The sequence below is a fragment of the Bacillus mesophilum genome (assembly GCF_008923265.1).
In the GTDB taxonomy this organism is placed as follows: Bacteria; Bacillota; Bacilli; order Bacillales; family Cytobacillaceae; genus Cytobacillus; species Cytobacillus mesophilum.
Genome location: NZ_WBOT01000002.1, coordinates 638,361 through 653,201 on the forward strand (window position 1 = coordinate 638,361; position 14,841 = coordinate 653,201).

The following is a 14,841-nucleotide window of genomic DNA, read 5'->3' on the forward strand; positions in this document are numbered from 1 at the left end:
GTTAATTCATTATACGTCTAACAGCATAAACGTCTGGTATTTGTTTGATTCGATCGACTACTTTTTGCAGATGGCTGACATTTTGGATAGCAATCGACATATCAATCGTTGCTGCCTTATTGCGGTCTGATTTGCCGGTCACCGCAGAAATATTTGTCTTTGTTTCATTTACCGCCTGTAATACTTCATTCAATAGACCTCTGCGATCATAGCCGGTAATTTCAATTTCAACATTGTATTCTTTCCTGTCGTTTAGACCTGTTTCCCATTCAACAGGAATGAGCCGAGCCTGTGCGTCATCTGTTCGGATATTTGTGCAATCTGCACGGTGAACAGAGACTCCTCTGCCTTTTGTGATAAAGCCAACAATCTCATCGCCAGGTACAGGATTACAGCAGCGCGATAACCTGATGAGCAGGTTATCAATGCCAGATACCCGCACACCTGACTCCCGTTTTCTTGCTGTTGGAAATGACTTTAATTCTGAAACAGCATTTGAAATATCGTTGTTTTGTTCTAGATCACGCTTTTTACGCCACTTCTCTGTAAGACGGTTGGCGACCTGCAGAGCCGTGATGCCATTGTAGCCCACTGCAGCATACATATCCTCTTCATTGGCAAAATTGAACTTTTCAACGACTTTTTTAACATTTTCTGCTGTTAAAATTTCTTTTAGATCAAACTCCATATTGCGGATTTCTTTTTCAACGAGTTCTTTGCCTTTTTCGAAGTTTTCATCTTTACGCTGTTTCTTAAAGAATTGTCTGATTTTGTTTTTAGCCTGTGATGATTGCGCCAGCTTCAGCCAATCCTTACTCGGGCCATACGAATGCTTAGATGTAAGAATCTCGATAATATCTCCGGTCTGCAGCGTATAGTCTAATGTCACCATTTTGCCATTCACTTTGCTGCCGATTGTTTTATTGCCAATCTCGGAGTGAATTCGATAGGCGAAATCGATCGGAACTGAACCGGACGGAAGCTCAATTACATCTCCTTTTGGAGTAAAGACAAACACCATGTCCGAGAATAAATCCATTTTTAACGATTCCATAAATTCTTCAGCATTCACCGTATCATCCTGGAAGTCGAGAATCTCTCTGAACCATGTAAGTTTTTCTTCAAAAGAAGAATTTTCAGCCACTTTTTTGCCTTCTTTATACGCCCAGTGGGCAGCAATCCCGAACTCAGCGATGCGGTGCATTTCCATTGTGCGGATCTGCACTTCCAATGGATCGCCTTTTGGTCCAATCACCGTTGTATGAAGTGATTGGTACATATTTTGCTTTGGCATGGCAATATAATCTTTAAATCTGCCAGGCATCGGTTTCCAGCATGTATGAATGATCCCCAAAACCGCGTAGCAGTCCTTAATGCTGTTCACAACAATTCTTACAGCTAATAAGTCATAGATTTCATTAAACTGCTTGTTTTGCAGGGCCATTTTTCGATAAATGCTGTATATATGTTTCGGCCGGCCTGACATTTCAGATTTAATTGCCACCTCATCTAACCGTTCCCGCATAATAGAAATGACTTCTTCAAGATACTCTTCCCGTTCAGCCCTTTTCTTTTTCATCAGGTTCACAATTCGATAATATTGCTGCGGATTTAAATATCTTAGTGCAGTATCTTCAAGCTCCCATTTAATCTTTGAGATCCCTAAACGGTGGGCGAGAGGTGCAAAGATTTCAAGTGTTTCATTTGAAATGCGGCGCTGCTTTTCAGCCGGCAGATGCTTTAATGTCCTCATATTATGAAGACGGTCAGCAAGCTTGATCAAGATGACACGGATATCCTGTGCCATCGCGACAAACATTTTGCGATGATTTTCGGCCTGCTGCTCTTCCTGTGACTTGTATTTAATTTTCCCCAATTTTGTTACACCATCGACAAGCATGGCAACTTCATCATTAAATGCGTTCGATATATCTTCCAATGTAATTTCTGTATCCTCAACTACATCATGTAAAAAACCTGCTGCGACTGTAGAAGGATCCATTTCTAAGTCAGCAAGAATGCCTGCTACCTGAATTGGATGAATGATATATGGTTCGCCTGATTTGCGATATTGTTCACGATGAGCATACTTGGCAAAATCATAAGCCTCTTTTACGAATAACGTCTGCTCTTCATTCAAATATTGCTTTACCCTGTCGATGACTTGTTCGGCGGTCAGAACTTGATCATGCGCCATGGAATCACCTTTACCCCATAATTTTATTTCTGCTGCGTTTTTCGTTTATATAAACAGTGCCTTCCGGCAATAGCGGCGAAAGCACCAAGAATGTATTCAAGTATCATTCGTGTGATGGTAATGTTACAAATTAGAATGATTGTTATTATTATCGAAAAAAAATGGACAAATGTAAAGTGGTTGGCTGTTATTTTTATGGAAAAACGAAAAAAATGTCGAACTTTGACTGAATTGATGTGCAAATTTGTTAGTATATCCATTTATTATATAAAATATATGGATTTTTTTTGAAAATGGATCCTTATTAAAAAATAAAACACTATTAAAAGGAAAGAACCGAAATTCTTCAATGTATAAAAAGAGCGCCATGTTAATAGCGCTCTTTTTTGGATTTATTAGAAGTCCATTAATGTTAATACGTCGTATTTCTCGAGTTTGCTTCTGCCTTCTAGATATGTTAATTCAATTAAGAAGGCAATACCAGCAACGATTCCGCCAAGTTCTTCAACAAGTTTAATTGTTGCTTCAATTGTACCTCCTGTTGCCAGCAGGTCATCTGTAATTAATACGCGCTGACCTGGTTTAATCGCATCCTTGTGAATGGTTAAAACGTCTTTCCCGTATTCTAAACCATAATCAACCTTGACTGTTTCTCTTGGAAGTTTTCCTTCTTTACGTACTGGCGCGAAACCTACTCCTAACGAATAAGCTACAGGGCAGCCGATAATAAAACCGCGCGCCTCTGGGCCAACAACAAGATCAATGTTCTGCTTTTTTGCATATTCAACGATTTGGTCAGTTGCATATTTATATGCTTCACCATTATCCATTAAAGTTGTAATATCTTTAAAACGAATTCCTGGTTTTGGCCAATCTTCAACGATTGTAATGTATTGTTTCAAGTCCATTCTTACCCATTTCCTCCTCGGATTCCACAGATCCTGAGATCACTTCATCAAACCAGCTCTTTAACTGGCCATAAGATGAGTATAGCAAATCGCTTTCAAGCTCATATGATGCCTGCTTTTGCCGGTATGTCTGTGAATCTGCCAAATCACGTTTATTGGCTGTATTTTGTAGAGAAATAACTCCACTCTTTATTGTAACAAAATCTAACTCAAAAAACACTGTTGAGATGAAATCTATTGAATCTCTGCTCCAACCTTTGTGTTTGGCTAAATCGTTTCCGTGCTTTTTCAAGTCAAAAGGACCTTTTTTAGCCAAGAACGCATAAAACCATTTAAAATGATCCCGGTTCGGCATGGTGCTGAAGAAATCACTATCCTGTTTATAAAATAAAGCATATATTCTGCCTGGCTGTTTGCCCTGTAATAACCCGGCAAGCAGTTCCTTTGAAGGAGGCAGGTCCGCGAGAATAATCGGATCTTCAGACATGTTGGTCTTTATAGCATCTTCTAAAGCCGGAACATATGAAACCTGGCCGCCATTAGCATATTGCTTAATAAAGTCCACGTTTTCCTCGTTAAATACAATCCAGTGATTCTCAGCCTGCTTAACACCTTCAGGCAGTTTAGCAGGATTTTTAATTCCTCTAATATCGAAAAGCTGCCATCCTTCAATGGCTACATCATGAATGAAGATTTGCGGCTTTTTAATATTGTTCCATTCATTAATGGAAAGCTCTCCAATCACATTAATAGAAGCCTCTGGTGAAATCTGATCATAAAGATGCCCAAGACTGAACCCAATGCCATCCAAATACGAAGAATCCTGTTCGAAAGTCACTTTTAAATGATTTTGATTGGCACCAATTTTTCTAATCGCCTTTATGCCCGCTCTTTCAATAACAACCTTTGGCTTTGGATTGTCCATTCCATATGGGGCCAGCATGTCCAGCTCTTGGATGGAAGCTAAATCAATATCAGCAAGATCTACTTGCTTATCCAATGTGGTAATTGGCACAAAATCCTCTTCTGTCAGCTGATCTTCTGCGAGTGCTTTGAGACGTTCTCTGAGTTCATTTACATCTGAGATATTTAATGTCATCCCAGCTGCCATGGGATGTCCGCCGAAATGAGGCAGAATATCTCTGCATTCTGAGAGATTCTTAAATAAATCAAAACCAGCAATGCTGCGGGCAGAACCCTTTGCCAGCCCTTTAACAGGATCGTAGCTTAACACGATGGCTGGCCGGTAAAACTTTTCAACCAGCTTTGAAGCGACAATTCCAATGACACCAGAATTCCAGCCTTCTTTTCCAACCACAATAACTGGATGGTCATCAATACCATAATTCGTCTCTACTTCTTCGATCGCCTTCTGAGCAATTTCATTCACAATGCTCTGACGGTCTTTATTCATATTATCAATCTCTTCGGCAATCGATTCTGCTTCAAACCGATCTTCTGTTAATAGCAGCGCTACAGCGGGATCAGCACTATCAAGCCGTCCAGCAGCATTTAATCGCGGTGCAATAAAGAAACCAATTGTTTCTTCATTAATGGCGCCTGCTTCAATGCTGCCCCGTTTCAGCAGCTCCTGCAGCCCAATAAACTTGGTTGCTCTTAATTTCTTTATCCCTTTTTTAGCAATTGTGCGGTTTTCTCCTTTAAGCGGGACCAAATCGGCAATCGTTCCAATTGCAGCAATTTCAAGCAGATGCTCAGGCAAATCCCCATATAAAGCATGAGCTACCTTAAATGCAACGCCAACCCCTGCCAGATCACGAAAAGGATAAACGCTATCTTCAAGCTTAGGATGAATAATCGCCAAAGCTTCAGGAAGTTCAGGTCCTGGTTCATGGTGGTCGGTAATAATTAAATCAAGTCCAAGATCTCTAGCCGCTTTTGCTTCATTTACAGCAGCAATACCTGTATCTACTGTAATGATGAGCTTAACACCAATATCAGCTGCATATTCAAATGCAGGGATATTTGGACCATATCCTTCGGTAAAACGATTTGGAATATAATATTCTACTTGTGCGCCAAGATCGCGAAGTACGGTCATCATTACGGTCGTACTCGTAACTCCATCAGCATCATAGTCACCAAATATAAGTATTTGTTCGCCATTGGCTATTGCCTCTTTTATTCTGGCAACTGCCAGATCCATTCCTTTCAGTAAAAAAGGATCATGAAAGCCCTGTTCTTTTTCAAATAAAAAATACCGTGCTTCTTCAACGGTATCTACTCCACGATTAACAAGTAAAGAAGCAACTAGAGGCGTTACCTTTAGTTCTTCCACTAATGTATTGACTTTTTCTTGATCTGATTGCCGGACTACCCAGCGTGTTTTTGATTTTAACATGCGCTCACCCCTCGGCTTTTTCATTATACAAGAGGGGTAAGCTTGTTTCAATACATATAGAATTGCCAAAATGTTTTCGTTTAGCTTTGTGTACTTTTTTGTGTGCTTTCTTTAGGCTTTTTCTCTGTCAGTAAAGAGTCGCTCTTAGTCACCTTTGGCTGTTCAGCAGCTTTTTCTTTCTTCAGATGCTTGATTTCTCTCTGCAGACTGTAGATCCGCACAATTCCAACTGAGCCAATTATAATTCCGCCCATTAAAACAGAGCCTAAAATCACAAGTATTAACGGCCATTCACTTTCTCCAAATAAATAATTAACTGTAACTGGGTCAACATTTATAACAGCAAAAATAGCGACAATTAATGCAAATACAATTCCCAGTAATAATGCCCATTGGTTTTTCACTAAATATCCTCCTTTCCTGCACTCATATCTATTTCTAGTTGATTTACCCGCTTCCGCTGATTGCTAAAACTCTTTCACTACGTTTAATATACTTCAGATAGACATAAAAATACCTCTGTCATCCAGCAGACAGAGGTACCATAACTTATTAAACCTGAGGCTCGTCGGTTTCCTTTTTCTTTTCTTTGAATGTAATTAATACACCCTTTTGCTTCAGCTCTTTGCCTTTCCAATCCAGCCAAAGCTGAGCGGCTAGGAAAATGGAAGAATACGTACCGGCAATAAGGCCGATAAGCAAGGCAATATTGAAATTGCGGATTGCTTCGCTTCCAAAGAAAAGCAAGCCCAGTACAGCAAAAATAACCGTTAAAATGGTGTTGACTGAGCGTCCCAAGGTTTGTCTTAAACTTTTATTAACAATTTCCTTTAATTCTGCAAACTCTTTAATCTTACGCTTTTTGACCATGTTTTCTCTTATTCGGTCAAAGGTAACGATTGTATCATTAATTGAATAACCGATAATCGTCAACACTGCTGCAATAAAGGTTAAGTCTGCTTCCAGTCTAGTCAAACTAAATACTACAATAATAAAGAAAGCATCATGCAGGAGGGCAATAATCGCCGGTATTGCCATCTTAATTTCAAAACGGATTGTCACATAAAGGATAATTCCGATCGAAGCAATCCCCAGTGCAATAAGTGCGTTTCTCGCAATTTCTTTCCCAACTGTGGGAGAAACAGTACTGATATTTGGCTCAGCACCATAAACTTCATTGAATTGCGCCTTTACTTCAGCAATTTCATCTTGGCTGAGTACATCTGTCGTTCTGGCAACAGCGATATTATTATCTTCTCCTGAAATCACGATGTCATCCGTATTGATTTGGAAAGACTCCAGCTGTTCTTGAAATTCGCTTGTTGTAATCTGCTGTTCACTTAGCTGCTCAATTCTTGTACCATTTGAAAAGTCAATACTTAAGTTTAAACGGAAAATACTTAACACTACAATTCCGGCAATAACGGTCAGTGCAGAGAAAATGTAAAACTTTTTACGCTGTTTTACAAAATCAAATTTATCAAATTTTGACGGCAAATCGAGTGTATCATAGTTTTCTGCAATATCTTTAATCTCGCTCTTTTTAACGCCAAACCATCCTGGCTTCTTATTAAATAAGTTACTGTTTACCCAAAGCCCAAGCAATAATCTGGTTCCATATACAGATGTAATAAAGCTGACTAGTATACTAATAATTAAAGTCGTTGCAAAACCTTTAACCGAGCTTTGTCCATAAACAAACAGGACTCCCGCTGCAAGCAATGTTGTCAGGTTGGCATCAAAAATAGTAGCCAGCGAGTTCTTTCCGCCTACTTGGAATGCAGACTTAATCGAACGTCCAACTTTGATTTCCTCTTTAATTCTTTCATACGTAATAATATTGGCATCAACAGCCATCCCGACACCTAGTATAAGGGCGGCAATACCAGGCAGTGTCATCACTGCGTTCAGCCAGTCAAAAATCAGAAGTGTGATAAAGAGATAAATGGTTAAGGTAATGGAAGCGATAATCCCCGGGAAGCGGTAAAAAGCAATCATAAACAGGAAGATCGCTCCAATGCCGACGATCCCGCCGACAACCGTTTTCTGAAGGGCTTGCTCACCGAATTGAGCTCCTACCGACGTAGAGAACACTTCATTTAATTCAACCGGCAAGGAACCTGAGCTAAGAAGGTTCGCAAGCGTCTGAGCTTCATCTAATGTAAAGTTTCCTTCAATTGTAACAGTATTTGTGTTAAAGACCTGACTTACGTTAGGTGCAGAAAGGAACGCAGGATCCTCTTTTGTCACTTCTTCCTGGAAGCTATGCACGCCTTCTTCATAATCCAGCCAAATGACAAGCTGATTATTTGGAGCCATTGCCACGATCTTTTCCGTTACTTCTTTAAACTTATTAGCATCCTTCAATTCAATCGAAACGTTTGGCTGACCATTTTCATCAAATGATTGTTTTGCTCCGCCTTCAACAAGGTCGGAACCATCCATCATCAGCTCATCGTTTACATCACGGAATGAAAGCTTTGCTTCTGTTGAAAGAATTTCACGGGCTTCATTTTGGTCCGTAACACCAGCGAGCTGAACACGAATACGATTATCGCCTTCAATTTGAATACTTGGCTCGTTTACACCCAATACGTTAATTCTTCGATCAAGTGACTGAACAGTGCTATTAAGGATATCCTGTGTCACTTTTTGTCCATCCTCAGTTTTTACTTCATACAGAACTTCAAATCCGCCCTGCAGATCAAGACCGAGTTTAATATTGTTTAAAATATCTTTCGATGTCACGCCGATCAAGCTTCCAAGCAATATAACGATCAGGAAGAATGAAAGGATTCTACTGCGTTTGATCATTATGTATAAATCCTCCTTAAATAGTGCCCAAAAAAGGCATTAAACCTATGATTCCAATATACCCATTATGAAACAGAAAAAGGAAGCTGTCAATTTGACTAGTAACGAAAAAGAAGCATTAGCAGCGCATCAATACTCAGTAAACGCGGATCCTATCTCAAAGGGGCAGATCCCTTTTTGCAAGACTCGTTATATAAACATTTACTACTTGGAACACTTCCTTTTTAGAAATATTCACACTTATATTACTTAAAAAGGCTTTTCATGTCTTCCTCACTAATAGATAAGTCACTTCCTCTAAGTGCCTCTACTGTTGAATAATTGATATATTCCCCCGCTTTAACCGCCATAATATCTTCTATGATTTCAAATAATTTGACATCTTCTTTTGGTTTCTTCCATTTTTTCTTCGTGAGAAAAGACCAGAATTCATCTTCCTTCACATTGCCATAGCCATAAAACTGAATTTCATCAAGCTTAACTTGCAATGCCGGACTAACGTGTTGACGAAAGGAATCATAAGGGTGATTAGTTTTCAATATAGAAACGCCTCCATTTTATCATGCATAATAGCGAGATTATATGCTTTAAAAACCTAGCAGTGAAACCTTCCTATTGGGCAGCATTTAGCAGTGTTTAAAAAAGCTTGTCATGCTTTGTCCACTCTCTTGCATATAGATAATTGTATAGCATTATATGTAATTTGAGAAGGCAGGGAGCAGAATGTCGAAATTTTTAAAAGGGACCATGATCCTGCTGGCAGCAGGCTTGGTCACTAGAGTACTGGGATTTATTAATCGCATCGTTATTGCCCGATCAATAGGGGCCGAGGGTGTTGGTTTATATATGATGGCATATCCGACTTTTATCCTTGCTGTCACCATAACCCAGCTGGGTCTTCCTGTAGCCATATCCAAACATGTAGCAGAAGCTGAAGCAGTGGGCGACGCACGAAAAACAAAAAAAATACTGGTTGTTTCTCTGGCGACAACCATCTCGTTATCTCTTATCATTACTCCTGCTTTAATTATATTAGCACCCTATCTATCTGAAACACTTTTTACAGATCCAAGAACCCATTTGCCATTGCTCGCAATTGCACCAGTTGTTCCTATTATAGCAGTCTCTTCTGTCATTCGCGGCTATTTCCAGGGAAAACAAAATATGAAGCCTGCTGCCTACTCCCAGTTACTTGAGCAAGCAGTCCGTATTACATTAATTGCCGCAATGACAACTGCATTCCTCCCTTATGGAATCGAATATGCAGCAGCAGGAGCCATGCTTGCTTCCGTTGTGGGTGAGCTTGTTTCTTTAGCCTATCTATTAACTGCCTTTAAATTAAAAAAGAAATTTCGTGTTCGCAAGCAATTCTTTCAATTCATTCAATCGGGGAAAGCAACCTTTAAAGAGCTCATGAGTGTCGCATTGCCAACAACAGGCAGCCGCATGATCGGTTCACTTGCCTGGTTTTTTGAACCCATTGTTGTAGCACACAGCCTGGCATTAGCAGGAGTTGCAACCATTGCTGCAACCCAAAGCTATGGTGCCCTGACAGGTTTTGCCATGCCTCTATTAATGCTGCCATCTTTTATCACCCATGCCCTCTCAACATCATTGGTGCCAGCCATTAGTGAAGCCTATTCAAAAAAGAATATGAAGCTTATAGAATATAGACTTCAGCAAGCTCTAAAATTGGTATTCATTTCAGGCGGCTTGGCTGTGGTCATCCTCTATGTTTTGGCAGAACCGCTTATGTATATAATTTACGATTCATCTACAGGAGCTGGCTTTATTAAATTAATGGCACCATTTTTCTTATTATACTTTTTCCAAGGTCCACTCCAGGCAGCATTACAAGCTTTGGATTATGCCCGCGCTGCCATGATTAACAGCTTGATTGGGGCTGTTGTTAAAATCGCTGTTATTTTCGCACTTGCCAGTCAGCCAGCCTTCGGAATTAATGGCGTGGCCATTGGCATGCTTGTAGGTTTTGTTCTTGTCACCCTGCTTCATATGGCGACAATCCTGAAAAAGGTCTCATTTACTTTTCATATCCGTGATTATATGAAAACGTTTATCATTATGGGTCTGTCAGGCTGGGCAGGCTACTTTACTTATCCTTATTTACACGACTATTCCATGCTGATTTCTATCATCATTTGCATTTCTGTTATCGTATTGGTTTATTTCATTTTGCTGCTGCTCTTCGGATTGCTAACAAAACACGAGCTGCGCCAGGTTCCATGGATTGGCGGATTTCTATCCATTTTTGCATCGAAGTAGTGAAAGATGTTTTAGAGTTTGTACATTCGTTTAGGAGCACTGCAGACTTTCGTTTTCAGCCGGTGGAGAATTTAAACATAGCTCTCTCCCTTGCCCCAGTACCTGCAGAAGTAGACGGACCTATTTTTTAAAGAAAGAAAACCCCAAACCATTAGACAGGAGCTCATTGATAATGGTTTGGGGTTATTTTATTTGGCTAAGTGTTTCTCCCTTTTTCACGACTCCAATTTCCAGATACTGGACTTTAGAAGGGTGTTTCTCTCCTTTTCACGACACCAATTTCCAGATACTGAACTTTAGAGGGGTGTTTCTCTCCTTTTCACACTCACAGAATTGTTCAGGGTAAGTTATTTCAGTTCCTGTATCTATTATTTCCTGCTGCCCCCCTCCAGAAGCTTTTCTAACATTGCTCTAACATCATTTCTCAATTTCATTTTTTCTGTCTATATAAAAATGCCCGTTCTCAAAGCTGCAAAATGAAATTTCTTCTATGCTGTGGTAGCCTCTTTCTCCTAATTCCTTCAGCAGCCATTGGTCTGTTTTTTTGATGCTTTCAAGATGCTCATATTGAATGACTCCATCGAGAATGAGCGGCCAGGTCACACCGTTTTTAGCATCTTTTTTCGTAAAAACAGATAAATGGCCCGAAGATTCGAGTACTGCCAATTCAACATCTGATATAAGTGCTATGTCTTTGTCACGGAGTTGAAGGAGCAGATCGTCGAAATTATAATTTTGCTTTTTCATGGCGTACTCATCTATTTTCCCATTATTTATAATAATCGTTGGTTTCCCGTCCACTACATCTCTAAACTTCTTGCTTTTCAATGATATGTAAGCAAATGTAATCTGCAGCAGCAGCAGAATCAGCATAGGAAGCACGTTTTTAAATAGGGATGAATTTGTTTCTTCAAGTGCCGTTACCGCTAACTCTGCCAGCATGATTGAAACGACTACATCCAAGACACTTAGTTCACCGATTTCCCGCTTTCCCATCAATCGATAGATGACGGAAATTAACCCATACAAGAAGATCGTTCTGAAAATAATGACCATATACTCTTCCATTGAATGATCCCCCTTTAAAAACAGCTTTCTTTTTATTGTCAACGAACAAGAAAAATATATAAGTTTTATTTTTTCTTTTTTTAAGGATGAAGGAAAAAAGAAGATTTTGTTAGCGAAAAGTGATTTTTTGCTTCTAAATTCGGCTGCTCTGAATATGCTTGTACAAAGAGATTGTGCGAGACAGGCCATTGGCATTCAAGCACAAAAAGCTTGCCAATAGAGGGGAGATGGTTAAAATAGAAGAATCAAAAAACTTGGGCAGTGCAGTGCTATTTGGAAATATCGCCATTTTTATTGTTGCAATAATCAGCAGTTTGTTTTTTTCGCTGCTACTTTCGTTCACCTCTTTACAGGAGGCATCACTTCAGCATGTCATTACCGCTGTATCATTTATAGCTTTATTTGCGGGAGGCTTTATTGCAGGAGGAAAAGGAAAGCAAAAAGGCTGGCTTCTTGGTGGGATAACAGGGCTGCTTTATTCCCTTATTATCTTTCTTTTTCAATATTTAGGTCATGATCGTCTTTTTGATATGGAACAAATCATCTATCATACATGTTACATCCTAATCTGTATGATGGGCGGTATTTTAGGGGTAAATGTGAAGGGAAAATCATCTTAATAGCAAAAAGCGGACCCAAAATGGATCCGCTTCTTTTTTATTTTGCTAGCATATCTCCAGCTGATACTTCCGTTACTTCGCGAATTGCTGCGCGATCGTATGTAAGTCTGCTGCCGTCACCGCATTTGATGACAATCTTATCTTCATCGATTGCATCAACAAAACCATGAAGACCACCAATTGTTACAACTTTATCTCCCTTTTTCAAATCAGTCTGCATTTGCTGAACCGCTTTTTGGCGCTTCTGCTGCGGACGAATTAACAGGAAGTAAAACAATACAAACATCAATAGCAATGGTGCTAATGTTCCTAAGATTTCCATTCTCTTTTCCCCTCCTTTCAAGCATTAAAAGTTTTTCGCGTTTGGTTTGTTAAATCCATATTGTTCGAAAAACTCTTCTCTAAAGTCCCCCAGTCGATCTTCTCTGATTGCCTGTCTGACCCCTTCCATTAATTTTAACAGAAAATAGAGATTATGATAAGTTGTAAGCCTTATCCCAAACGTTTCTTCACAGCGAATTAAGTGACGAATATAGGCACGGCTATAATTTTTGCATGTATAGCAATCACAGTTTGGATCAAGCGGTCCAAAATCTTTTGCATACTTCGCATTTTTAACAACTAATCGCCCTTCACTTGTCATTAACGTTCCATTTCTGGCGATACGGGTAGGCAATACACAGTCGAACATATCAATTCCGCGGATTGCTCCATCAATTAATGAATCCGGTGAGCCTACTCCCATTAAATACCTAGGCTTATTGTCAGGCAGCCATGGCGTTGTGAATTCAAGCACCCGGTTCATCACGTCTTTTGGCTCTCCAACTGACAAGCCTCCGACAGCATAACCCGGGAAGTCAAGTGATACAAGATCTTTAGCACTTTGCTTGCGCAGATCTTCAAACTCCCCGCCCTGCACGATGCCAAACAATCCTTGGTCATTTGGACGCTGATGAGCTGTTAAGCAGCGTTCTGCCCATCTGGATGTTCTCTCAACAGATTTCTTCATATATTCGTGTGTTGCAGGAAATGGCGGGCACTCATCAAAGGCCATCATAATATCTGAACCTAAAGCATTTTGGATTTCCATTGCCTTTTCTGGAGATAAAAATAGCTTGTCTCCATTTAAGTGATTTCGGAAGTGGACACCTTCCTCTTCAATTTTACGGAATTCACTTAAGCTGAAGACTTGGAATCCGCCTGAGTCTGTCAAAATAGCACGGTCCCAGTTCATAAATTTATGAAGCCCGCCTGCTTCTTGAATAATCTCATGACCAGGACGAAGCCATAAATGATACGTATTGCTCAGAATAATACCTGCTCCCATCTGAACTAAATCTTCAGGCGACATTGTTTTTACTGTAGCCAATGTCCCAACAGGCATAAATACAGGTGTTTCAAACGAACCATGCGGCGTATGTACACGGCCGAGTCTGGCTCCAGTTTGTTTACAAGTTTTAATTAATTCATAACGAATGGCTGTCACTATTCTTTCTCCTTCCGAGAATCGTGTTGCTTCATTTCTTCATTCTATGTGCTAAACGTTTCTTATTTTATCAGCATTGCGTCGCCAAAGCTAAAGAAGCGATAGCGCTCCTCGACCGCTGTGTTGTAGGCATGCAGGACGTTCTCTCTTCCTGCCAGTGCACTAATTAACATGATCAGTGTTGATTTTGGCAGATGGAAATTGGTAATCATCCCATCGATCGCTTTAAATTCGAAGCCAGGGAAGATAAATATATCTGTCCAGCCGCTCGCAGCCTCAAATTGTCCATCATGGTCTCTTGCAATGGTCTCAAGTGTTCTAGTTGAAGTCGTTCCGACACTGATAATCTTTCCGCCTTGTTTGCGCACTTCATTCAGTAAATTAGCAGTACCTTCACTCATTTGATAATACTCGGCATGCATATCATGCTCTGTTAAATCTTCCACACTGACAGGTCTAAATGTCCCTAAACCAACATGCAATGTGATAAAAGCAATATGAACGCCCATGGCTCTTATTTCTTCCAGCAGTTCCTCTGTGAAGTGAAGTCCTGCAGTTGGTGCAGCAGCCGATCCGCGCTCTTTAGCAAATACGGTCTGATATCGTTCCTTATCATCAAGCTGTTCTTTTATATATGGAGGAAGGGGCATTTCACCCAGACGATCGAGCACTTCATAAAAAATACCTTCGTAGCTGAATTCAAGTAGACGTCCGCCATGCTCAGCTTCACCAATGCATGTTGCCGACAGCAAACCATCCCCAAATGTAATCACTGTACCTTCTTTAACGCGTTTCGCCGGCTTTATCAGGGTTTCCCACTTGTCACCCTCTTGCTGTTTTAATAGAAGAACCTCAATCTTTGCACCAGTTCCTTCTTTTTCGCCAAACAGCCTTGCTGGCAGTACTCTTGTATCATTCAACACAAGAGCATCTCCCGCTTTAAAATGCTCTTTAATATGCTTAAATATATCGTGTTTGATTTCACCTGTTTCCTTATCAAGCACCATCAGTCTGCTGCTTGTCCGGTCTTCAAGCGGAGTTTGAGCGATCAGCTCCTCCGGCAAGTGAAAATCAAATAAATCTACCTTCATGTTGTCACCGTC

At 40.2% G+C, this 14,841-nt stretch carries 12 protein-coding genes; 2 read left to right on the forward strand and 10 right to left on the reverse strand.

What is annotated here, in order from left to right; genetic code table 11:
• Window position 1: 1 nt before the first annotated feature.
• The 6 genes from F7732_RS08140 to F7732_RS08165 form a co-directional block, all read right to left on the reverse strand.
• Window positions 2-2,197 (reverse strand): RelA/SpoT family protein, encoded by a 2,196-nt coding sequence (locus F7732_RS08140; RefSeq protein ID WP_151573394.1) that lies wholly within the window; start codon window positions 2,195-2,197, stop codon window positions 2-4.
• A gap of 395 nt (window positions 2,198-2,592) precedes the next feature.
• Complete coding sequence (locus F7732_RS08145; RefSeq protein ID WP_080844720.1) at window positions 2,593-3,105, reverse strand: adenine phosphoribosyltransferase; 513 nt, start codon at window positions 3,103-3,105, stop codon at window positions 2,593-2,595.
• The gene (gene recJ, locus F7732_RS08150; RefSeq protein ID WP_151573395.1) at window positions 3,074-5,467 is read right to left on the reverse strand and encodes a single-stranded-DNA-specific exonuclease RecJ; all 2,394 of its coding nucleotides are present in this window, start codon (window positions 5,465-5,467) and stop codon (window positions 3,074-3,076) included. Before recJ ends, F7732_RS08145 begins: the two co-directional genes overlap by 32 nt.
• An 80-nt stretch (window positions 5,468-5,547) precedes the next feature.
• On the reverse strand, window positions 5,548-5,871 hold the full coding sequence (locus tag F7732_RS08155; RefSeq protein ID WP_151573396.1) for a LapA family protein: 324 nt from the start codon (window positions 5,869-5,871) through the stop codon (window positions 5,548-5,550).
• Window positions 5,872-6,019: 148 nt separating this feature from the next.
• A complete protein-coding gene (secDF, locus tag F7732_RS08160) occupies window positions 6,020-8,281 on the reverse strand; it encodes a protein translocase subunit SecDF (RefSeq protein ID WP_151573397.1) in 2,262 nt (753 codons plus the stop codon).
• A 245-nt stretch (window positions 8,282-8,526) separates the two neighbouring features.
• On the reverse strand, window positions 8,527-8,820 hold the full coding sequence (locus F7732_RS08165) for a post-transcriptional regulator (protein ID WP_151573398.1): 294 nt from the start codon (window positions 8,818-8,820) through the stop codon (window positions 8,527-8,529).
• A gap of 184 nt (window positions 8,821-9,004) precedes the next feature.
• Here F7732_RS08165 and spoVB point away from each other — a divergent pair, with 184 nt between their 5' ends.
• Window positions 9,005-10,564, forward strand: coding sequence for a stage V sporulation protein B (spoVB, locus tag F7732_RS08170; RefSeq protein ID WP_151573399.1), 1,560 nt, complete (start codon window positions 9,005-9,007; stop codon window positions 10,562-10,564).
• Between the two features lie 417 nt (window positions 10,565-10,981).
• On the opposite strand, the gene F7732_RS08175 is transcribed toward spoVB, so the two are convergent.
• Window positions 10,982-11,632 (reverse strand): DUF421 domain-containing protein, encoded by a 651-nt coding sequence (locus tag F7732_RS08175; protein WP_066443193.1) that lies wholly within the window; start codon window positions 11,630-11,632, stop codon window positions 10,982-10,984.
• A gap of 227 nt (window positions 11,633-11,859) precedes the next feature.
• On the opposite strand from F7732_RS08175, the gene F7732_RS08180 reads away from it, so the two are divergent.
• The gene (locus F7732_RS08180; protein ID WP_066443192.1) at window positions 11,860-12,252 is read left to right on the forward strand and encodes a TIGR04086 family membrane protein; all 393 of its coding nucleotides are present in this window, start codon (window positions 11,860-11,862) and stop codon (window positions 12,250-12,252) included.
• 37 nt (window positions 12,253-12,289) lie between these two features.
• On the opposite strand, the gene yajC is transcribed toward F7732_RS08180, so the two are convergent.
• The 3 genes from yajC to queA all read right to left on the reverse strand — a co-directional run bounded on the left by yajC (window position 12,290) and on the right by queA (window position 14,829).
• The gene (gene yajC / locus F7732_RS08185; RefSeq protein ID WP_066443191.1) at window positions 12,290-12,574 is read right to left on the reverse strand and encodes a preprotein translocase subunit YajC; all 285 of its coding nucleotides are present in this window, start codon (window positions 12,572-12,574) and stop codon (window positions 12,290-12,292) included.
• Between the two features lie 24 nt (window positions 12,575-12,598).
• Window positions 12,599-13,738: a tRNA guanosine(34) transglycosylase Tgt gene (gene tgt / locus F7732_RS08190; RefSeq protein ID WP_066443190.1), complete on the reverse strand. Its 1,140-nt coding sequence runs from the start codon at window positions 13,736-13,738 to the stop codon at window positions 12,599-12,601.
• Window positions 13,739-13,800: 62 nt separating this feature from the next.
• Window positions 13,801-14,829 (reverse strand): tRNA preQ1(34) S-adenosylmethionine ribosyltransferase-isomerase QueA, encoded by a 1,029-nt coding sequence (queA, locus tag F7732_RS08195; protein ID WP_066443189.1) that lies wholly within the window; start codon window positions 14,827-14,829, stop codon window positions 13,801-13,803.
• Window positions 14,830-14,841 lie beyond the last annotated feature (12 nt).